Source organism: Nonomuraea gerenzanensis (genome assembly GCF_020215645.1).
In the GTDB taxonomy this organism is placed as follows: Bacteria; Actinomycetota; Actinomycetes; order Streptosporangiales; family Streptosporangiaceae; genus Nonomuraea; species Nonomuraea gerenzanensis.
The window spans coordinates 3,722,350-3,741,839 of sequence record NZ_CP084058.1; the positions used below are offsets into that span (position 1 = coordinate 3,722,350).

General features: G+C 73.4%; 20 protein-coding genes and 1 riboswitch. Of the genes, 14 read left to right on the top strand and 6 right to left on the bottom strand.

The window, feature by feature from the left end:
- The first annotated feature begins 34 nt into the window (after positions 1–34).
- Genes LCN96_RS17895 through LCN96_RS17905 form a run of 3 tightly spaced genes read left to right on the top strand, consistent with a single transcriptional unit; the run spans position 35 to position 2,561 of the window.
- Positions 35–775: a LytR/AlgR family response regulator transcription factor gene (locus tag LCN96_RS17895; protein WP_225273851.1), complete on the top strand. Its 741-nt coding sequence runs from the start codon at positions 35–37 to the stop codon at positions 773–775.
- Positions 772–1,074, top strand: coding sequence for a hypothetical protein (locus tag LCN96_RS17900; protein WP_225273853.1), 303 nt, complete (start codon positions 772–774; stop codon positions 1,072–1,074). The genes LCN96_RS17895 and LCN96_RS17900 overlap by 4 nt, the downstream gene beginning before the upstream one ends.
- Positions 1,071–2,561: a sodium:solute symporter family transporter gene (locus tag LCN96_RS17905; RefSeq protein ID WP_225273855.1), complete on the top strand. Its 1,491-nt coding sequence runs from the start codon at positions 1,071–1,073 to the stop codon at positions 2,559–2,561. The genes LCN96_RS17900 and LCN96_RS17905 overlap by 4 nt, the downstream gene beginning before the upstream one ends.
- 371 nt (positions 2,562–2,932) lie before the next feature.
- On the opposite strand, the gene LCN96_RS17910 is transcribed toward LCN96_RS17905, so the two are convergent.
- Positions 2,933–3,772, bottom strand: coding sequence for a deoxyribonuclease IV (locus LCN96_RS17910; protein ID WP_225273857.1), 840 nt, complete (start codon positions 3,770–3,772; stop codon positions 2,933–2,935).
- A 187-nt stretch (positions 3,773–3,959) separates the two neighbouring features.
- Between LCN96_RS17910 and uraD the strand changes: the two genes are divergently transcribed.
- From uraD to LCN96_RS17945, 7 genes are all read left to right on the top strand, one after another.
- Entirely contained in the window at positions 3,960–4,451 is a 492-nt protein-coding gene (gene uraD, locus LCN96_RS17915; protein ID WP_225273858.1) for a 2-oxo-4-hydroxy-4-carboxy-5-ureidoimidazoline decarboxylase, read from the top strand.
- Complete coding sequence (gene uraH, locus LCN96_RS17920; RefSeq protein WP_225273860.1) at positions 4,448–4,747, top strand: hydroxyisourate hydrolase; 300 nt, start codon at positions 4,448–4,450, stop codon at positions 4,745–4,747. The genes uraD and uraH overlap by 4 nt, the downstream gene beginning before the upstream one ends.
- Positions 4,748–5,611, top strand: coding sequence for a factor-independent urate hydroxylase (gene pucL, locus LCN96_RS17925; RefSeq protein WP_225273861.1), 864 nt, complete (start codon positions 4,748–4,750; stop codon positions 5,609–5,611). It begins immediately after the preceding gene.
- Between the two features lie 9 nt (positions 5,612–5,620).
- The gene (locus LCN96_RS17930; protein ID WP_225273863.1) at positions 5,621–6,481 is read left to right on the top strand and encodes an FAD binding domain-containing protein; all 861 of its coding nucleotides are present in this window, start codon (positions 5,621–5,623) and stop codon (positions 6,479–6,481) included.
- 91 nt (positions 6,482–6,572) lie between these two features.
- Complete coding sequence (locus tag LCN96_RS17935) at positions 6,573–7,043, top strand: (2Fe-2S)-binding protein (protein ID WP_225273864.1); 471 nt, start codon at positions 6,573–6,575, stop codon at positions 7,041–7,043.
- Positions 7,040–8,422 (top strand): 8-oxoguanine deaminase, encoded by a 1,383-nt coding sequence (locus LCN96_RS17940; RefSeq protein ID WP_225273866.1) that lies wholly within the window; start codon positions 7,040–7,042, stop codon positions 8,420–8,422. Before LCN96_RS17935 ends, LCN96_RS17940 begins: the two co-directional genes overlap by 4 nt.
- 36 nt (positions 8,423–8,458) lie before the next feature.
- On the top strand, positions 8,459–8,671 hold the full coding sequence (locus tag LCN96_RS17945) for an EF-hand domain-containing protein (protein ID WP_225273867.1): 213 nt from the start codon (positions 8,459–8,461) through the stop codon (positions 8,669–8,671).
- Here LCN96_RS17945 and LCN96_RS17950 read toward each other — a convergent pair.
- On the bottom strand, positions 8,666–9,811 hold the full coding sequence (locus LCN96_RS17950) for a winged helix DNA-binding domain-containing protein (RefSeq protein ID WP_225273868.1): 1,146 nt from the start codon (positions 9,809–9,811) through the stop codon (positions 8,666–8,668). The two genes, LCN96_RS17945 and LCN96_RS17950, sit on opposite strands and share 6 nt — an antisense overlap.
- 147 nt (positions 9,812–9,958) lie before the next feature.
- On the opposite strand from LCN96_RS17950, the gene LCN96_RS17955 reads away from it, so the two are divergent.
- The 4 genes from LCN96_RS17955 (at position 9,959) to alc (ending at position 14,767) form a co-directional block, all read left to right on the top strand.
- Complete coding sequence (locus tag LCN96_RS17955; RefSeq protein ID WP_225273869.1) at positions 9,959–11,275, top strand: nucleobase:cation symporter-2 family protein; 1,317 nt, start codon at positions 9,959–9,961, stop codon at positions 11,273–11,275.
- A gap of 82 nt (positions 11,276–11,357) precedes the next feature.
- Complete coding sequence (locus LCN96_RS17960) at positions 11,358–12,515, top strand: glycerate kinase (protein ID WP_225273871.1); 1,158 nt, start codon at positions 11,358–11,360, stop codon at positions 12,513–12,515.
- On the top strand, positions 12,512–13,822 hold the full coding sequence (allB, locus tag LCN96_RS17965) for an allantoinase AllB (RefSeq protein WP_225273872.1): 1,311 nt from the start codon (positions 12,512–12,514) through the stop codon (positions 13,820–13,822). The genes LCN96_RS17960 and allB overlap by 4 nt, the downstream gene beginning before the upstream one ends.
- The gene (alc, locus tag LCN96_RS17970) at positions 13,823–14,767 is read left to right on the top strand and encodes an allantoicase (protein ID WP_225273873.1); all 945 of its coding nucleotides are present in this window, start codon (positions 13,823–13,825) and stop codon (positions 14,765–14,767) included.
- Between the two features lie 119 nt (positions 14,768–14,886).
- Here the strand turns inward: alc and pknB are convergent, their stop codons facing one another.
- From pknB to LCN96_RS17990, 4 genes are all read right to left on the bottom strand, one after another.
- On the bottom strand, positions 14,887–16,809 hold the full coding sequence (gene pknB / locus LCN96_RS17975; RefSeq protein ID WP_225273875.1) for a Stk1 family PASTA domain-containing Ser/Thr kinase: 1,923 nt from the start codon (positions 16,807–16,809) through the stop codon (positions 14,887–14,889).
- A gap of 440 nt (positions 16,810–17,249) precedes the next feature.
- Positions 17,250–18,005 (bottom strand): thiazole synthase, encoded by a 756-nt coding sequence (locus LCN96_RS17980; RefSeq protein WP_225273876.1) that lies wholly within the window; start codon positions 18,003–18,005, stop codon positions 17,250–17,252.
- Positions 17,998–18,198: a sulfur carrier protein ThiS gene (thiS, locus tag LCN96_RS17985; RefSeq protein ID WP_225273877.1), complete on the bottom strand. Its 201-nt coding sequence runs from the start codon at positions 18,196–18,198 to the stop codon at positions 17,998–18,000. The genes LCN96_RS17980 and thiS overlap by 8 nt, the downstream gene beginning before the upstream one ends.
- Positions 18,195–19,400 (bottom strand): FAD-dependent oxidoreductase, encoded by a 1,206-nt coding sequence (locus LCN96_RS17990; RefSeq protein ID WP_225273878.1) that lies wholly within the window; start codon positions 19,398–19,400, stop codon positions 18,195–18,197. Before LCN96_RS17990 ends, thiS begins: the two co-directional genes overlap by 4 nt.
- Positions 19,369–19,485: riboswitch (TPP riboswitch) on the bottom strand. It overlaps the preceding gene by 32 nt.
- Positions 19,486–19,490 lie beyond the last annotated feature (5 nt).

Here is a 19,490-nt window from a genome sequence, read left to right on the forward strand (position 1 = left end):
ATGGTCTCTGCTTTCATACGACAGCGTGGTGGACATGCTGAGGGTTCTGGCCGTAGACGATGAAGTGCCTGCTCTGGAGGAGCTCGCCTACCTGCTGCGCCAGGATGACCGGATCGAACACGTCACGACCGCGGCCGACGGCGTCACGGCGCTGCAGGACATGGTCCAGATGATCGGCGGCGGCGAGCGGCTCGACGGGGTGTTCCTGGACATCCGGATGCCCGGCCTCGACGGGCTCGACCTCGCCAGGCTCGTCGGCGGCTTCCCCAGCCCGCCGCGGCTGGTGTTCGTCACCGCGCACGAGGAGTGCGCGGTGCAGGCCTTCGAGCTGGAGGCGGTCGACTACCTGCTCAAGCCCGTCAGGGCCGAGCGCCTGTCGGAGGCGGTGCGCAGGCTGGAGGCCGCCACCAACCCGGCGCCCGAGCCGGGGCAGGACGACGTGATCCCGGTCGAGCTGGGCGGGCGCACCAGGTTCGTGCCGCAGCAGGCCGTGTGGTTCGCCGAGGCCAAGGGCGACTACGTGCGCCTGCACACGGTCGACGGCAGCTACCTGGTGCGCATGTCGCTGGCCGCGCTGGAGCGGCGCTGGTCGGATGCCGGGTTCATCCGCATCCATCGCAGCACGCTCGTCTCCGCCCGGCACGTCAGCGAGCTGCGCTTCGAGGGCGGGCGGGTGACGCTCACCGTCGGCACCGAGACGCTGCAGGTCAGCAGGAGGCACAGCCGTCAGGTGCGCGAGCAGCTCGTGCGCCAGCACAGGGGAGCGATCTCGTGACCGGCGGGCGCCGCGTCGTCGTGACGCGGCGGCCCCCGCCGATCGGCGCCAGGCTCGACTACGCGGGCACGGCGTGCCTGCCCGAGAGCCCTCCTGACGTGCCCGCCATGGTGGGCCTGCAGTTACGGCAGGCGCTGCGCACCGTGGGCGTCACGGCGGGGCTCCTGGTGGGCGTGCCGGTCCTCGCCATGTGGGCGCCGCACCCCTGGGTCTGGGTGGCGTTGTCGGTGGCGGTGCAGGGCGCCTGGGTGGGGTTGTCCGTGCTGCAGCTCAGGTGGGCGGAGCGGCTGGAGAGATGACCGTCGCGGTGCTGACCGGGATCGCCTTCGTGCTGGTTCTGGGCGTCATGGTGGGCGCCGCGCGACCGCGCCGCTCCAGCGGCGCCTCCGACTTCTACGTGGCGGCGAGGGCCGTTCCCCCGTGGTGGAACGGCGCCGCGATCACCTCCGAGTACACCTCGGCCGCCGCCTGCCTGGGCACGGCCGGGCTCATCGCCACGCACGGCTCGCCGATGTTGTGGTACCCGGCGGGGGCCGCCGCCGGGTTCGTCGTCATCCTGGCCCTGGTCGTCGCGCCGCTGCGGCGCTCCGGCACGTTCACGCTGCCCGACTTCGCCGAATGGCGGCTGCGCTCGGTGGTGCTGCGCCGCTTCACCACCTGCTTCGTGCTCGTCGTCGGGCTGGCGTTCCTGGTCGCCCAGTTCCACGCCGCAGGAGTGGTGGTGCGGCTGCTGACCGGGCTGCCGCCGTGGCTGGGCTGGGCGGCCGTGGCGGCCACGGCGCTGATCGTGGCGTTCGCGGGCGGTCTCGGGAGCGTGACGAGCGTGCAGGCCGCGCAGTTCTGGCTGAAGCTGGCGGTGTTCCTGGGTGTCGGGGCGGTGTGCTGGTGGATGGCCGGCAGCCGGTCCGCCGCCTGGTTCGAGGGGGCCTACCGGACCGGCGGCGCGGGGCTGGCGGGAGCGGGGGACCCGTCGCTGCCCGGGGTGCTGTCGGTGCTGCTGGCCTGCGCGCTGGGCACCATGGGGCTGCCGCACGTGATCGTGCGCGTCTACACCAGCAGGGACGGGCACGGCGCCCGGCGCTCGATCGTGGCCACCCAGGTCATGCTGGCCGTGTTCTGCGTCGTGCCGCCGCTGTACGGGGTCCTGGGCAGCGTTCACGTGCGGGGCGCCGCCGCGGACGAGATCGTGCTCCTGCTGCCCGCCACGCTGCTCTCCGGGCTCGTGGGGGACGTTCTGACGGGTCTGCTGGCGGCGGGGGCGTTCGCGGCCTTCCTGGCCACCTCGGGGGGCGTGCTGGTGGCCGTGGGCGGCGCGCTGTCGGCGTGCGTGACCCGGGCCGGGATCCGGCCGTTCCGCGCGGCCGTGGTCGCCGTCACGCTCGCCGGGATGGCGCTGACGGCGGTCAGCAGCCCGGGCGTGTCGGTGGCGCTGGTGCTGCTGGGCTTCAGCCTCTCGGCCGCCACGTTCTGCCCGATGCTGGTGCTGGGCATCTGGTGGCGGCGGCTGACGGACGTGGGCGTCGCGGCGGGCTTCGCCACCGGCGGGGGCGTGACCGCGGTGCTTGTGGTCGCGGAGCAGGCAGGCGTGAAGATGGGCTCGCTGACTTCCTGCCCCGCTCCGGTCGCGGTGCCGGTCTCCTTCGCCGCAATGGTGGTGATATCCCTGGTCACACCGGGTCGAGTGCCGCAGGCGGTGGGCCGGATGATGGCCAAGATGCATCTGCCCGAGCATCTCGCGGGCCCCCCGACCTGCCGTTCGTCGCTCGATGGCGACCGTTGGTCGTGACACCACTCTCCGCACATCGCTGACTACTAACCGTTCAACGAGCTGTCCGTAAACAGGGTTTCGCCCACAAGATCGCAACCGTAGTGTTTCGGCATCGGAAGCCTTCCCGGCGCACCGGGGGGACGGGCCGCAAGGTCCATCGAAAGGGTCGGTGCGCGGGGTTCTCCGGCGACACGCAGGTCGCCGCGGCGGTCGGGCCCCTTACCGGGGGGTGGGGCCCGCCACGCCGAACGTGAGGGGGCGCCCGCTGCGGCCGTTGAGTCGGCCCCGCGATCCGGCCTTCGGGGGCGGTCGGATCGCGAGAGCGGGCGCCCCTATCACGGTTGAAACCGCGATGGGCGTTTTATCCGGGGACTCCCGAGCGGCGGTGGTCAGCCGTCCCTGAGCTTCTTCAGCAGCGCGATGTCCTCCGCGTGCTTGGGCGCCTTGCCCGGCGTCTCGATGCAGATCGGCACCCCGGCCACCGCCGGATGCCGCATCATCTCGCCGAACGGCTCGGCGCCGATGTGACCGGCCCCGATGTTCTCGTGGCGGTCCTTCTTGGCGCCGCACACGTCCTTGGAGTCGTTGGCGTGGATCAGCTTCAGCCGCCCCGGCGCGATCGCGTGCAGCGCGTCGAACGTCTCGCGCACCCCGCCCTCGGCCGCCAGGTCGTGACCGGCGGCGAAGGCGTGACAGGTGTCGAGGCAGACGCAGGCCCGCGGGTGCCAGTCGAGGGCGGCGAGGTAGGGCTCCAGATCCTGGACGGTGGCGCAGAGCATCGCGCCCTGGCCGGCCATCGGCTCCAGCAGCAGGTCGGGCCCGCCCTCGGGGATCTCGTCGAGCAGCGGCAGCAGGTTGTCGTGGAGCTGGCGCAGCGCGTCGTCGCGCGGCTGCGTGACCGCCGAGCCGGTGTGCACCACGACCCCCTCGGCGCCGATCTCCACCCCGCGGCGCAGGCCGTGGCGCACCACCGCGATGGAGTTGGCCAGCGTCTCCGGGCTGGGCGAGCCGAAGTTGACCAGGTAGGGCACGTGGATGAACGCGGTGACGCCCGACTCGGCCAGCTTGGCGTCCTCGGCGGGCTTGCCGTCGTTGAGCGCCCAGCCGCGCGGGTTGGTGACGAACACCTGGATCATCTCGGCGCCGATCTCGGCCATGTACTTGAGGCCGCCCGTCGCCAGGCCGCCTGTCACGGACACGTGTCCGCCGATCAGGGAAGTTGGGGTCATGATGGCCCCCAGTGTAGGCGCAGCCCCCGACCGTTTCCGTCGCCGCGACGCGCGCTCACCTGCCGGATCGTCCGCCGGGCCGTCGCACGTGATTGGAGCATGACACCAAAAGTGCCCGGTATCCGGACCCCGAGTTGGGAGTTCTCGCGGATGGACCGGGCACGAAGCGCCTGTGTGTACTTCTGGCATGCTCACCGACTTCAACGCCCGGTCGCCGGCCGAGGCCGAGGCGGACCTGCTGGCCTGCTGCGCCTCCCGCGCGTTCGCCGGGAAGGTGGCCGCGCTGCGGCCGTACGCGGACCTGGAGCGGCTGCTCGACGCCGCCGGCGCGGCCGTGCTGGAGCTGGCCTGGGACGACGTCCTGGAGGCGCTGAGCGCCCACCCGAGAATCGGGGAGCGGCCGGGCGGGACGGACCGCGAGTCGGCGTGGTCGCGGCAGGAGCAGTCGGGCGTGGAGGACGGCCTGCGCGCGGCGCTCGCCGAGGGCAACCGGGCCTACGAGGAGCGGTTCGGGCACGTCTACCTCGTCTGCGCCACCGGGCGCACCGGCGCCGAGCTGCTGGCCAGGCTGCGCGAGCGGCTGGGCAACGACGAGGAGCGCGAGCGCGCGGTCGTCCGGCGGGAGCTGGCCGCCATCACCCGGCTGCGGCTGCGCGAGCTGGCGGGGGAGGCGGCGTGAGCTTCTCCACCCACGTGCTCGACGCGGTCACCGGCCTGCCCGCCGCCGGCCTGCGCGTCCGCCTGGAGCACGACGGCCGGGTCGTGGCCGAGGGCCGCACCGACGGCGACGGCCGCATCAAGGGCTGGAGCCCGGGCGCCGGCGTGCACCGGGTGATCTTCGACACCGGCGCGTACCTGGAGGACACCTTCTACCCCGAGGTCGTCGTCACCTTCATGATCACCGACCCCGAGCGGCACCACCACGTGCCCCTGCTGCTGAGCCCGTACGCCTACTCCACCTACCGAGGGAGCTGAATGATCGTCAAGCTCGGCGCCAACCGCTACGGCAAGGCGGAGACCAGGCTCGTGCACGTGCTGCGCGACGGCCCCGTGCACCACGTCAAGGACGTCAGCGTCAGCACCTCCCTGTCGGGCGACATGGAGGCCGCGCACCTGACCGGCGACAACTCCGCCGTCCTGCCGACCGACACGCAGAAGAACATGGTGTACGTCTTCGCCAGGCGCTACGGCGTCGGCCAGATCGAGGAGTTCGCCCTCCGCCTGGCCAGGCACTTCGTGGCGGCGCACCCCTCGATCCACCACGCCAGGGTGGAGATCGAGGAGTACGGCTGGAACCGCGCGGGGCCGCACTCGTTCGTGCGCGACGGCGGTGAGGTGCGCACCTGCGTGGTCCACCACGACCGCGACGGCCGCACCACCGTGCTGTCCGGGCTGACCGACCTGGTGGTGCTGAACTCGACGGGCTCGGAGTTCCACGGCTTCCTGACCGACGAGTACACCACGCTGCCGCCGACCACCGACCGCGTCCTGGCCACCGCCGTCCGCGCCCGGTGGCGGCACGCCTCGCCCGACGCCTCCTCCTACGCCAAGTCGTACGACGAGGCCAGGCAGTGCCTGATCGACGCGTTCGCCGGCACCCACAGCCTCTCGCTCCAGCAGACCCTGTACGCCATGGGCGAGCGCGTCCTGACCACCTGTCCCGAGCTCTGCGAGGTCAGATTGTCGATGCCGAACAAGCACCACTTCGCGGTGGACCTGTCCCCGTTCGGCCTGGACAACGAGAACGAGGTGTTCTACGCCGCCGACCGGCCCTACGGGCTGATCGAGGGCGGCGTGCTGCGCGAGGACGCCCCCGACGCCGCCTTCGCCTGGGAGTAGGGGGCGACGATGGACTTCCTACGCCCCACGACGTGGCAGGAGGCGCTGGCCGCCAAGGCGGACCAGCCGGGCGCGGTGCCCGTCCAGGGCGGCACCGACGTGATGGTGGAGATCAACTTCGGCGTGCGCAGGCCGCCCGCGCTGCTCGACCTCACCCGGGTGGCCGAGCTGCGCGAGTGGTCGATGACCGGCGGGCTGTGCAGGGTCGGGGCCGGGGTGCCGTACGCGGCGGTCATCGCCGAGCTCGGCGGCCCGCTGCCGGGGCTCGCGCAGGCCGCCCGCACGGTCGGCTCGCCGCAGATCCGCAACCGCGGCACCGTCGGCGGCAACCTGGGCGCTGCCTCGCCCGCGGGCGACAGCCATCCGCCGCTGCTGGCGGCCGGGGCGGTGGTCGAGGTGGAGTCGCGCGAGCGCGGCGTGCGGATGATCCCGGCCGCCGAGTTCTACCTCGGGGTCAAGCGTGCCGCCCTGGAGCCGGACGAGCTGATCAGGGCCGTGCACGTGCCCCCGGCCACGGGGCCCCAGTACTTCTCCAAGGTCGGCACGCGCAACGCCATGGTGATCGCGGTGTGCTCGTTCGCGATCGCGCTGCACCCGCGCGAGCGGCGGGTCGGCACCGGGCTCGGCTCCGCCGCGCCCACCCCGCGCCGCGCCCTGGAGGCGGAGGAGCTGCTGGCCGCCGAGCTCGACTGGGACGCGCCGCTCGACCCGGCGCTGCTGCGGCGCTTCGGCGAGCTGTGCGCGCGGGCCGCCGCCCCGATCGACGACGTGCGCGGCACCGCCGCCTACCGCGTGCACGCCATCGGCGTCATGGCGCGCCGCACGCTCACCTGGGCCTGGACCGACCACCTGGAGAAGAGGGCCGCCTGATGCGCGCACCTGGAGAAGAGGGCCGTCTGATGCGCGCACCTGGGAAGAAGGGCCGCCTGATGCGCGCGCACCTGGGAAGGAGGGCCGCCTGATGCGTGTCACCTTCACCGTCAACGGGCGGCAGGAGAGCGCCGACGACGTCTGGGAGGGCGAGAGCCTGCTGTACGTGCTGCGCGAGCGCCTCGGCCTGCCCGGCTCCAAGAACGCCTGCGAGCAGGGCGAGTGCGGCTCCTGCACGGTCTACCTGGACGGCGTGCCGGTTTGCGCCTGCCTGGTCGCCGCCGGGCAGGCCGAGGGGCGGCAGGTGCGTACCGTCGAGGGGCTCGCCGACGGCGACCGGCTCGACCCGGTGCAGGAGGCGTTCGTGGAGTGCGGAGCCGTGCAGTGCGGCTTCTGCACGCCCGGCCTGCTCGTGCAGGCACACGACCTGCTCGAACGCTGCCCCCGGCCGTCGGACGCCGAGATCAGGGAGGCGCTGGCGGGCAACCTGTGCCGGTGCACCGGCTACGAGAAGATCCTCGACGCGGTACGGCTGGCCGCCTCCCGCAAGGAGCACCGATGATCATCGAGAACGTCCACGTGGCCCCCGTGTCCGGCCCCGACCTCGAATCCGGATATATCCGCATCGAGGGTGATCGGATCGCCGAAGTGGCCGCGGGCCCCGCCCCTGACCCGCCCGGTGTCCCCCGCATCGACGGCACCGGCTGCCTGGCCACCCCCGGCCTGGTCAACACCCACCACCACCTCTACCAGTGGGCCTCCCAGGGCCTGGCCCAGGACGCCACCCTGTTCGAGTGGCTGGTCGCGCTCTACCCGGTGTGGGCCGCCATGGACGCCGAGGTGGTCGAGGGCGCGGCCACCGCCGGGCTGGCCTGGCTGGCGCTGTCGGGCTGCACCACCACCAGCGACCACCACTACCTCTTCCCCAAGGGCAGGGGCGACCTGCTGGCCGCCGAGATCGAGGCCGCCCGCGCCGTGGGGCTGCGCTTCCACCCGGCCCGCGGCTCCATGGACCTGGGGCAGTCCAAGGGCGGCCTGCCGCCGGACGTCGTGGTCGAGGAGCTGGACGACATCCTGAGCGCCACCGCCGAGGCCGTGGACGCCTACCACGACCCGTCGTTCTCCTCGATGCTGCGCGTGGCGGTCGCGCCGTGCTCGCCGTTCTCGGCCAGCGCCGAGCTGATGACCGAGTCGGCCGCGCTGGCCAGGGAGAAGGGCGTGCGGCTGCACACGCACCTCGCCGAGACCCTCGACGAGGAGGAGCACTGCCGCGAGCGGTTCGGGCTGCGCCCCCTGGACTACATGCTGAAGCTGGGCTGGCTGGGCCCCGACGTGTGGTTCGCGCACACCGTGCACCTCAGTGACGCCGACATCGGCAGGCTGGCCGCCACCGGCACGGGCACCGCGCACTGCCCCTCCTCCAACGGGCGGCTCGGCGCGGGCATCGCCCCGGTGTCGGAGCTGCTCAGGCGCGGCGCGAACGTCGGGCTCGGCGTGGACGGCAGCGCCTCCTCCGAGCTGACGCCGCTGGCCGGGGAGATGCGGCAGGCCCTGCTGTTCCAGCGCGCCAGGTACGGGCCGGAGGCGCTCACCGCCCGGCAGGCCCTGGAGCTGGCCACCCTGGGCGGCGCCCGCAACCTCGGGCGCCAGGACGAGCTGGGCACGCTGGAGCCCGGCAAGCTGGCCGACATCGCCCTGTGGCGGGTGGACGGCCCCTACACCGCCGCCGTCGCCGACCCGGTCTGCGCGCTGGTCTTCGGGCCGATGCCGCCGCTGGCCAGGGTGCTGGTGGGCGGGCGCACGGTAGTGGCGGACGGCGAGCTGCGGACCACCTCCCACGACGAGGCGGGGCGGGCCGGCGTGCGGGCGCACCGGCGGCTGACGCGGCTGGCGCGGGAACGCGGGATCACCCCCGCCGTACGGATCCACGGAGACCACTAGGCTGGACGTATCCGTAGAAACAGGAAAGGCGGTCCCGTGTCGGAGGAACTTCCCGAGGAGCGGCTGGCGGAGCTCAAGATTGCCTTCGCCGACATCGACACCGACGGCGACGGCTACATCAGCGAGGCCGAGCTGAAGCGGCACTTCCCCGGCCTCCCGGCCGAGGCGCTCGGCGCGATGAGCCAGGAGGCCGACTCCGACCAGGACGGCCGCTACTCCTTCGAGGAGTTCGTCCGCACGGTCTCATGACGCCAGCGTGCGCTCCAGCGGGGTGCGGAAGCGGGGCGTGACCCTGATCCCGCCGAGCCAGGCGGCCAGCCCGGCCGCCTCGGCCTCGATCGCGGCCACCGCGTCCGCGCCCACGTCCGCCAGCAGCCGCCAGACGATCTCCCCGTCCGGCCGCTGCGCCCAGCCGCCCACGACCCGGCCGTCCCACCACACCGTGGGGCCCACGTTGCCGTTGCGGTCGAACAGCTCGGCCCGGTGCTCCGGCGGCAGGTACCAGTCGCGGGCCTGCCAGCCCATCGGCGTCGGGTCGAGCGCGGGCAGCAGCGACGCCCACGGCGCGGACGGCGCGACCTCCTCGGTGTCGCCCGGCAGCACGTAACCGGTGCCCTCGTCCAGCTCGACGGCCACCGCGCCGACGGCCGACAGCGCCCGGCGCACGTCCTTGAGCGTCCAGCCGGTCCACCACTTCAGGTCCGACTCCGTGCCGGGCCCGAACGCCGCCAGCCAGCGGCTTACCAGCTCGGCCTGCGCCTCGTGGGCGGCCCATTCGGCCTGCTCCGGCGCCAGGCTCCAGTAGTGCGTGCCGCTGACCCACGTGCCGCCCGCGCGGCCCCGCCGTACCAGCAGGCCGTCGAGCGCCATCAGGGGCAGCAGCCGCGAGCCGATGCTCACCACGCCCTCGTACGGCTTGCCCACCGCCAGCGTGACCTGCTCGCGCAGCCGCGGCTCCAGCCTGCCCAGCTCGACGGTGGTCGCATCGCCCGAGGCCAGCAGGCGCAGCACGGACGCCTCCAGGTCCTTCAGCCGCGCCTCGTCCCAGCCGCCCGCGCCGAACGCCTTCAGCACCGAAGCGCGCTCCCTGCGGGCGATGGCCAGCGCCGTGGAGTGGTGCACGACCGGCGCCAGCGCCGCCGGCACCACGAACACCGTGCGCCGCATGCCGTGCATCCGCACCAGCGTGTGGTCGGCGTACAGGGCCCGCTCGACCGGCTCGGGGCCGGGCGCCGTCAGCCGCGCGCCCGCCGACAGGAACACCGTCGCCGGGTCCGTGCCGTGCAGCGCCACCACCGACGCCGCCACCTCCTCAGGGGTGGCGGCCTTGCCCGCCAGCCGGTGCCGCACCCCGATCCGGGCACGCCGCTGCTCCTGCGAAATCCGCACAAAGGCCCCCTTTCCTGCGGTGAGCCTACTTGGAGGATCACACATCCGGAGCCGGGTCCGGAGGGCGCCGGTTGATGAGCCCGTGCATAGGTTCGCGGGGGGAGTGGCGGCTTCACTGGAGATCACCCCCCGAACCTGGAGTGACCCATGAAGAGTGAGGTGCATCCGGTCGACGCCCGCCTGCCGGCCGCGCAACTCGGCACGCTCGGGCTGCAGCACGTGCTGGCGATGTACGCGGGAGCCGTGGCGGTGCCGCTCATCGTGGGCGGCGCGCTGAAGCTGCCACCCGACCAGCTCGCCTACCTGATCAACGCCGACCTGCTGATCAGCGGCATCGCCACGCTCATCCAGTGCGTCGGCGTGTGGCGGTTCGGCATCCGGCTGCCCATCATGCAGGGCTGCACGTTCGCGGCCGTTACCCCGATGGTGCTCATCGGCACCACCCAGGGCGGGCTGCCGGCCATCTACGGTGCCGTCATCGTCTCGGGGTTGCTCGTCGTGGCCGTCGCCCCGTACTTCGCCAGGATCGTCAGGTTCTTCCCGCCGCTGGTCACGGGCACCATCATCACGATCATCGGGATCTCGCTGCTGCCGGTCGCGGCCCGCTGGGCCGCCGGCGGGGCGGGCAGCCCGACGTACGGGGAGCCGCGCAACATCGCGATGGCCGCCGCCGTGCTGCTGTTCATCCTGGCGATCTACCGGCTGTCCAAGGGGTTCCTGGGCCGGGTCGCGGTGCTGGCCGGCATCGCGGCCGGCACGCTGGTGGCGATCCCGCTCGGGTTCACCGACTTCTCGAACGTGGGCTCCGCCGCCCTGTTCGGGATCAGCACGCCGTTCGCGTTCGGGCTGCCGACCTTCCAGGTGACCGCGATCATCTCGATGTGCGTGGTCATGCTCGTCTCCATGACCGAGACCACCGGCGACTTCGTGGCGGTGGCCGAGATGACCGGCTCCGAGCTGACCCCGCGGCGGCTGGCGGACGGGCTGCGCGCCGACGGGTTCTCCACCGCGCTCGGCGGCGTGTTCAACACCTTCCCCTACACCGCCTTCGCGCAGAACGTCGGGCTCGTCGGGCTGACCGGCGTGCGCAGCCGCTGGGTCGTGGCGACAGCCGGCGGCATCCTCGTGCTGCTCGGCCTCATCCCGGTGCTCGGCGCGGTGATCGCGGCCATCCCCCAGCCCGTGCTGGGCGGCGCGGGCATCGCGATGTTCGGCACGGTGGCCGCGTCGGGCATCCGCACGCTGTCGAAGGTGAGCTACGAGGGCAACCACAACCTGGTGATCGTGGCCGTCTCCATCGGCGTGGCAGCCATCCCGGTCGGCGCGCCCGACTTCTACGACGAGTTCCCCCACTGGGCCCAGACCATCCTGGACAGCGGCATCAGCACCGGCAGCCTGCTGGTGATCACCTTGAACCTCGTCTTCAACCACCTGCGCTCTGCCCCGGCCGAACGCGGGATGTGATGATGAGTCACGCCTTCCTGCCCGCTCGCACCGGGCAGGAAGGCGTGTCTGGACATTGTTCATCATCAGGTGGGAGTTCGTAGTGGTTCAGCATGTTCTGGTCGCCCCGGACAAGTTCAAGGGGTCGCTGACGGCCGCCGAGGTGTGCTCGCGGGTGTCGGCCGGGCTTGGTGTGCCCACGGTCGAGCTGCCCGTCGCCGACGGCGGTGACGGCACCGTGGACGCCGCCGTGGCATGCGGCTTCGACCGGATCACGATCGAGGTCACCGGGCCGACCGGCGAGCGTGTCCCCGCCTCCTACGCCTGGCAGCCCGCCGGCACCGCCGTGGTCGAGCTGGCGGAGGCGTCCGGGCTGCGCCGCCTGCCCGGCGAGTGCGAGCCGCTGACCGCCACCAGCTACGGCACCGGCGAGCTGATCGCCGACGCCGTGCGCCGCGGCGCCAAGCGCGTGGTGCTCGGGCTGGGCGGCAGCGCCTGCACCGACGGGGGAGCGGGCCTGGCCCAGGCGCTCGGCGCCCGCCTGCTCGACGGCGACGGCCGCGACCTGCCCAGGGGCGGGGCGACGCTGAAGGAGCTGGCCCGCATCGACCTGTCGGGCTTCCTCGACGTCTCCGGCGTGGAGTTCGTGGTGGCCAGCGACGTGGACAACCCGCTGCTCGGCCCGCACGGCGCCGCCGCCGTCTACGGCCCCCAGAAGGGCGCCACGCCCGACGACGTGAAGACCCTGGAGGCGGCGCTGGCCCGCCTGGCCGCCGTCGCCACCGCCACGCACGGGCTGATGGGCGCGGTCGAGCACGACGACGTGGTGCGCGCCATGGGCGTGGCGGGAGCGCCGGGGGCGGGCGCGGCGGGCGGGGTCGGGTTCGCGGCGCTGGCGTTCCTGCACGCCGAGATCAGGCCCGGCATCGACTACCTGCTCGACCTGCTCGGCTTCGGCGAGCTGGTGCAGGGCGCCCGCCTGGTGATCACCGGCGAGGGGTCGCTGGACGAGCAGTCGCTGCGCGGCAAGGCCCCCGTCGGCGTGGCGCAGGCCGCGGCCAGGGCCGGTGTGCCCGTGGTCGCCGTCTGCGGGCGGCGCACGCTCTCCGACGACGAGCTGCGGGCCGCCGGCATCGAGGCCGCCTACGCCCTGACCGACCTGGAGCCCGACCCGGCCCGCTGCATGGCCGAGGCCGGCCCCCTGCTCGAACGCCTCGCCACCCGGCTCGCCGCCGACCGCCACCTGGAGGGCAATGGATGACCCCGTTCGATCTCGTCGTAAGATCCCGCAGGACTGTCACGCCCGAGGGGGAGCGGTCCGCCGCCGTCGCCGTGCGGGGTGAGAAGATCGCCGCCCTGTACGACTACGCCGCGCCCCTGCCCGCGGCCGAGGAGGTGGACCTGCGCGACCTGGCGCTGCTGCCCGGCCTGGTCGACACGCACGTCCACGTGAACGAGCCGGGACGTACCCACTGGGAGGGTTTCGACTCCGCCACCAGGGCCGCGGCGGCCGGCGGCGTCACCACGATCGTGGACATGCCGCTCAACTCCCTGCCGCCCACCGTCTCCTGCGAGGCGCTCGACGCCAAGCTGCGGGCCGCCGAAGGGCAGTGCCACGTGGATGTCGGCTTCTGGGGCGGGGCCGTGCCCGGCAACGTCAAGGAGCTCGCGCCGCTGCACGCGCGCGGGGTCCACGGGTTCAAGTGCTTCCTGTCGCCGTCAGGCGTGGAGGAGTTCCCGCCGCTGGGCGACGGCGAGCTGCGGGAGGCGCTGGAGGAGCTCGCCGGGTTCGGCGGGCTGATGATCGTGCACGCGGAGGACCCCGCGCTGCTGTCCGAGCCCGCCGGGCCGGGCTACCGGGAGTTCCTCGCCTCGCGGCCGGGGGCGGCGGAGCGCAGCGCCGTCGAGCGGGTCGTGCGGCTGGCGGAGGAGACCGGGTGCCGGGTGCACGTCCTGCACGTCTCCGGCGCCGAGTGCCTGGAGGTGCTGGAGGCGGCCCAGGCCCGCGGCGTGCCGGTCTCCGCCGAGACGTGCCCGCACTACCTGACGCTGGCGGCCGAGCAGGTGCCCGACGGGGAGACCACGTACAAGTGCTGCCCGCCGATCCGCTCGCTGGCCAACCGCGACCTGCTGTGGGAGGGGCTGGCGCGGGGCGTGCTGAGCTGCGTCGTCTCCGACCACTCGCCCTCGACGGCCGACCTGAAGGTGCCCGACTTCGCCGCCGCCTGGGGCGGCATCGCCTCCCTCCAGCTCGGGCTGACGGCGGTGTGGACGGAGGCGGCGCGCAGAGGGCACGGGCTCGGGGACGTGGCCCGCTGGATGTCGGCCAACCCGGCCACCATGGCGGGCATCCCCGGAAAAGGCGGGATAAAGGCCGGTAACGATGCCGATCTCGTGGCATTCGACCCCGACGCCGACACCCTCGTGGACGCCGCCCGCCTCCACCACAAGAACCCCGTCACCCCCTACCACGGCCGCACCCTCAAGGGCGCCGTCCTGACCACCTGGCTGCGCGGACGACCGGTGGACGGCTCGCCGCACGGCCGACTGCTCCTGGAGGTGCGGTAGATGAACTCCTTCACCCGGCTGCCCGACCTGGCCCTGCGCACCCTCGGCGGCTCGGTGACGGCCGCCAGCGACGAGTCCTTCGCCGAGAAGGAGAGCCTCATCAGGCCCGGCAGACCGGGCTTCCGGCCGGAGACCTTCGGCAACAAGGGGCAGGTGTACGACGGCTGGGAGACCCGGCGCAGGCGCGAGCCGGGGCACGACTGGGCGGTGGTGCGGCTGGGGATGCCGGGCGTGATCCGCGGCGTGGTGATCGACACCGCCTGGTTCAGGGGCAACTACCCCACCCACGCCTCCGTGGAGGCGGCGGCCGTCGAGGGGCATCCGTCGCTGGAGGAGGTGCTGGCGGCGCCGTGGACGGAGATCGTGCCGCCCGCCAAGCTCGACGGCGACACCGAGCACCTCTTCGAGGTGTCCGACGAGGCCCGGTACACCCACGTACGGCTCAACATCCACCCCGACGGCGGCGTCGCCCGGCTGCGCGTGCACGGGGAGGTCCGGCCCGACCTGTCCCTCTACGACGGGCTCGGGCTCGACCTGGCCGCGCTCGCCAACGGCGGGCTCGTCACCGCCTGCTCCGACGAGTTCTACTCCGCGCCCAACAACGTCATCGCGCCCGGCACGGCCCGGCACCAGGCGGAGGGCTGGGAGACCGCCCGGCGGCGCGACGGGGGCAACGACTGGCTCGTCATCCGGCTGGCGGGGCGGGGCGTCGTGCGGCTGGCCGAGATCGACACCACGAACCTGCTGTTCAACGCGCCCGCCGCGGTGGCGCTGACGGGGGTGGACGGGGAGCGCGAGGTCGAGCTGCTGGCCAGGACCCGGCTGCAGCCCGACACGCCGCATCGCTTCCGGCTCGCGGTGGCGGAGCCGGTCACGCATGTGCGGGTGGACATCTACCCGGACGGGGGGCTGGCCCGCGTACGCCTGCACGGCCACCTGACCTGACCCTGCGGGGGCCGGGGCACACCGGCACAGAAACCCCGGCCCGAGCCTGCCTGGCCGGGGCGCGCCCGGCCCTCCGGCCCCGTCGGCGCGTGCCCCGCCCGGGGGCACGCGCCGACGGCTCACTGCCAGAGGTAGACGGTGCTGCCAGCCGGGCGCTCGCTGTTCGGGACCGGCCGCTGGTACTGCACCACGCCACCGCCGCCCAGCCGCTGCACCCGCACCTGGAACCCGAGCGCCTCCAGCTCGGCCTTGGCGTCGTTGACGTTCTTGCCGATCACCCCGGGCACCAGGGCGAACTGCTCGTCGTCCCTGGCCTCGCCGTGCCTGCGGAAGAAGTCCCAGATGTCGCTCTGGCAGCGCGCCACCGTCACCATGACCTGCGCGCCCTTGTCGACCTCGGCCTTGGCCTTGGGCGCCTGGGCGATGACCGTGCACGGCTCCGCGTCGTCGTCGACCTCGTTGACCTGCACGTTGAACCCTTGACGGCTGAGGAACTCGGCCGCCTGGTCCTTCGGCATCCCGTTCACGTCGGGCATGGTGAGCCCGGCGCTGACGTAGATGTTGACCTTGGCGCCCTTCTTGAGCTTCTCACCCGACTGCGGCGAGGTGCGGATCACCCGGTCGCGCTCGACCTCCGGGTTGGCCAGGCGCTTGACGGCGCCGACGGTCAGCCCGGCCCCGGCGATCTCGGCGCGGGCCTCGTTGGGGGTCTTGCCCTCCACGTTGGGCACCATGATGCGCTCGGGCCCGAGCGAGAGCACCAGCGTGATCGTGGAGCCCTTCTCCAGCTCGGCCTGGGCTCCCGGGTCGGTGCTGAGGACGAGGCCCTCGGCCACCTTCTCGTCGTACTGGCCCTCGGCCTTGCGCATCAGCAGCCCGGCGCCGGCGAGGTTCTTCTCCGCCGTGGTGAGGTCCTTGCCGACCAGGTCGGGCACGACGACGTACTCGGGCTGGGAGAAGTACCACCCCGTCAGCCCGACCGCCACCACCATCACGGCGGCGAGCGCCACCAGGAACCAGTTGGGACGGAAGCCGCGCCGCTGGGGGGCCTCGGCCCGCGGCTGGATCAGCGTGTGCGCCGGCGCGGGCTGCGGCATCGAGGGCGTGCCGAGCGGCATCGAGCCAGGGCCCCTGGGCGCGGCGAGCGGCTGCGAGTGCGACATGACGGGGCCGGTGCCCGGCGGGATCGTCGTACGCGGCAGCATGCGGTGCGCGTCGACGGCGGCCACGAGCATCGCGGTCGCGTCGGCGGGGCGGTGCTCGGGCTCGCGGGCGGTCGCGCTCGCCACCAGCGTGTCGACCAGCGGCGGCACCTCCGGCACCAGCGACGACGGCGGCGGCACCGTGTCGTGGACGTGCCGGTAGGCCACCGACATCGGGGTCTCCCCGTCGTACGGCTGCTGTCCTGTCACCAGCTCGAACAGCATGATGCCCGCTGCGTAGACGTCGCTGCGCACGTCGGCGGCGCCGGTGATGACCTGCTCGGGCGCCATGTAGCCGACCGTGCCGATCATCACTCCGGTGCGGGTCTGGTTCGTCGCCTCGATCGCCTTGGCCAGGCCGAAGTCGACGACCTTGACCCGGCCGTCGTCGGTCATCAGGACGTTCTCGGGCTTCACGTCACGGTGGACCATCCCGGCCTGGTGGGCCGCGCCGAGCGCGGCGAGCACCGGGATCATGATCTCGAGCGCCTCACGGGCCGGCAGCCTGCCGCGCTCCCGCAGGATGTCGCGCAGGGTCTTGCCCGGGACGTACTCCATCGACAGGTAGACGACGTCGTTGTCGGTGCCCTGGTCGAAGACGTGCACCACGTTGGGGTGCGAGAGGCTGGCAACCGATTTGGCCTCGCCGATGAACCGCCGGACGAACGCCGGGTCCTCGGCGAGCGAGCGGTGCATGACCTTCAGCGCCACCGTCCGGTCGAGCCGGATGTCCAGCGCGAGGTAGACGGTCGCCATACCGCCCCGGGCGATCCGGCTCTCGATGCGGTAGCGCCCATCGAGGAGCCGCCCGACCAGGGGGTCCGCAGTCGTCGTATCCACCCCGCTGAGTTTACGGGCGTTTTGCCACCGGCATGGCCTCGGCGCCCGAAACCGATGCGGAGACGTTCTCGGCGGAACGCCTCCGCCCTCCGTCTCCGGGGATCCCGCCCCGGCACGGCGCCTGCCCTCGGCGTGTCATCCGTGAGGGCACAGCGGCGGCCTCCGGGCGTCGCCAGGCCGCCTTCCGGCACGCCGTCGCCGGGATGGCCCGGCGGACGCCCTGCGGTGCCTCATGGAGGCCCACGCGCCGGTTTCGAGGGCGCCATCGGGCCGGCGCGGCGGGCGTGCCGCTGCCGTGTGGCGGCGGCCCGCAGGGCGTCAACGGGCGTGCCGCTGCCGTGTGGCGGCTGCCCGCAGCGCGTCCGCGGCGTGCCGCTGCCGTGCGGTGGCCGCCCGCAGCGCGTCCGCGGCGTGCCGCTGCCGTGTGGCGGAGGCGGCTGTCAGGGCGTCATCGGGGAGGACGCCTCGGCGTAGCGGCGGCGCGGGATGCGGCCCGCCTGCCGCGCCATCCGCCCGGCCACCACCGCCGCCTTCATCGCCGCGGCCATGAGCTCGGGCCGCTGCGCCCGGGTGACGGCCGTGGCCAGCAACACGGCGTCGCAGCCCAGCTCCATCGCCAATGCGGCGTCGCTGGCCGTGCCGATGCCCGCGTCGAGGATCACCGGCACGGACGCGGCCTCCACGATCAGCTCGATGTTGTGCGGGTTGCGGATGCCCAGCCCCGAGCCGATCGGCGCGCCCAGCGGCATCACGGCCGCGCACCCGGCCTGCTCCAGCCGCCGGGCCAGCGCCGGGTCGTCGCCGATGTACGGCAGCACCACGAACCCGTCGGCCACCAGCCGCTCGGCCGCGTCGAACGTCTCGATCGGGTCGGGCAGCAGCGTGCGCTCGTCGGCGATGACCTCCAGCTTGACCCAGTTCGTGCCCAGGGCCTCCCTGGCCAGCTTGGCCGTCAGCACGGCCTCGCCCGCGGTGAAGCAGCCCGCGGTGTTGGGCAGCACCTTGATGCCGCGCTCGCGCAGCACGTCCAGCACGGAGCCGCGGGCGCCGGGATCGAGCCGCCGCATCGCCACCGTGGTCAGCTCGGTGCCCGAAGCGACCAGCGCCTGGTCCAGCACCTCCAGCGAGGGGGCGCCACCGGTCCCCATGATGAGCCGGGAGGAGAACTTCTCCCCGGCGATGATCAGATCATCCACCTTGCACCGCCGTCAGAACCTCCACGCGGTCACGGTCGCGCAGCGCCGTCGTCTCCCAGGTGCTGCGCGTGACCACCTCGTCGTTCACGGCCACGGCCACTCCGGTGGTGGCCGAGGTCAGAGTATGTACGGCTTGAGCCACGGTCATGCCGTCGGCCACCTCGTGGGTGGAGCCGTTGATCACAACAATCATGAAATTTCCCGAAATCTCCCCGGCGTGCACAGTGCCGCCAGCTCGCTCTCCTCGCCCAGCAGGATCGCCGTCGTGAGCGGGGCGAGCAGCACGCCGCCCCGATGGTGCCCGGTCGCGTACACCAGCCCCGGCGTCCCGCTCGGGCCGATCAGCGGCAGGTTGTCCGGAGTCCCCGGGCGCAGCCCCGCCACCACGTCGGCGACCTCCAGCTCGGTGACGCCCGGCACCAGCTCCCTGGCGTCCCGCAGCAGCTCCCAGAGCCCGCCGGCCGTCACCCTGGTGTCGAACCCCATCTCCTCCTGCGTGGCCCCGACCACCAGCTCACCGTCTCCCCGGGGGACGAGGTAGACCGACGAGCCGTGCACGGTGCCGCGTACACACCGGCCGAGCAGGGGCTGGGGCGAGCGCAACCGCATGATCTGCCCCTTGACCGGCCGCACCGGCACCTCGGCCAGCTCGGCGCTCCACGCCCCGGCCGCCAGCACGACCCGCTCGCCCCGCAGCTCGCCGGGGAGGTCGTGGTGGTCCGAGCCGTCCTCGGCGGCCGGTGGCGCGAGGCGTACCCCTGCCACCCGGTCACCCTCCCGCAGCAGCTCGGTCGCGCGCGCCCGCACCACAGGGACGCCCAGCCGTTCCAGCGCGACCAGCAGGGCCGCCGTCACGCGGCGCGGGTCCACCCACGCGTCGCCCGGCGCCAGCAGGCCGCCGCGCACGGACGGGGCCAGCATCGGCTCCAGCCGGCGGCACTCGCGCCCGGTGAGCCGCTCGACCGGCAACCCCAGCTTCTCCATGTACGCGGCCAGCTCGCCCAGCGCCTCCATGTCGTCGGCCCCGAACGCCACGTCCAGCGTCCCGTCCGCCCGCAGGTCCAGCGCCCGCACATCAGCGAACCCCAGCCCGCCACCCGAGCCGACACCAGGATCGGCATCCGCAGGAGGGAAACCCGCGTCGGCGGCCAGTTCGGCGGCGAAGGCGGGCCAGCGGCGCAGCGACGCCACCCCCAGCCGCAACAACGGCCCTTCGGTGTAGGTCACCTCACTGACCGGCGCCAGCATCCCGGCCGCCGCGTACGACGCCCCCCTGCCCGGAGCCGGATCCACCACGGTGACGGGCCGCCCCGCACGGGCCGTCCGCCAGGCCACCGAGAGCCCGACGACCCCGCCACCCACGATCACATCCACATGCGCTCCCTTCGCCGGCATGATCCGGATCAGGTGTCTTGCGGTCGAAGGCCCGGTAAAGCCTTCCTCTCAGCCCGGTAACGGCCGGACTCCCGCGCGTCTTACATCGAC

Excerpts from the sequence above, each read along its gene's own strand:
- LCN96_RS17905 (WP_225273855.1), top strand. The coding sequence starts at position 1,071 with ATGACCGTCGCGGTGCTGACCGGGATCGCCTTCGTGCTGGTTCTGGGC.
- LCN96_RS17910 (WP_225273857.1), bottom strand. The coding sequence starts at position 3,772 with ATGACCCCAACTTCCCTGATCGGCGGACACGTGTCCGTGACAGGCGGC.
- LCN96_RS17990 (WP_225273878.1), bottom strand. The coding sequence starts at position 19,400 with ATGCCGGCGAAGGGAGCGCATGTGGATGTGATCGTGGGTGGCGGGGTC.
- LCN96_RS17895 (WP_225273851.1), top strand. The coding sequence starts at position 35 with ATGCTGAGGGTTCTGGCCGTAGACGATGAAGTGCCTGCTCTGGAGGAG.
- alc (WP_225273873.1), top strand. The coding sequence starts at position 13,823 with ATGAACTCCTTCACCCGGCTGCCCGACCTGGCCCTGCGCACCCTCGGC.
- pucL (WP_225273861.1), top strand. The coding sequence starts at position 4,748 with ATGATCGTCAAGCTCGGCGCCAACCGCTACGGCAAGGCGGAGACCAGG.
- thiS (WP_225273877.1), bottom strand. The coding sequence starts at position 18,198 with ATGATTGTTGTGATCAACGGCTCCACCCACGAGGTGGCCGACGGCATG.
- uraD (WP_225273858.1), top strand. The coding sequence starts at position 3,960 with ATGCTCACCGACTTCAACGCCCGGTCGCCGGCCGAGGCCGAGGCGGAC.
- LCN96_RS17935 (WP_225273864.1), top strand. The coding sequence starts at position 6,573 with ATGCGTGTCACCTTCACCGTCAACGGGCGGCAGGAGAGCGCCGACGAC.
- LCN96_RS17930 (WP_225273863.1), top strand. The coding sequence starts at position 5,621 with ATGGACTTCCTACGCCCCACGACGTGGCAGGAGGCGCTGGCCGCCAAG.
- LCN96_RS17955 (WP_225273869.1), top strand. The coding sequence starts at position 9,959 with ATGAAGAGTGAGGTGCATCCGGTCGACGCCCGCCTGCCGGCCGCGCAA.
- allB (WP_225273872.1), top strand. The coding sequence starts at position 12,512 with ATGACCCCGTTCGATCTCGTCGTAAGATCCCGCAGGACTGTCACGCCC.
- LCN96_RS17940 (WP_225273866.1), top strand. The coding sequence starts at position 7,040 with ATGATCATCGAGAACGTCCACGTGGCCCCCGTGTCCGGCCCCGACCTC.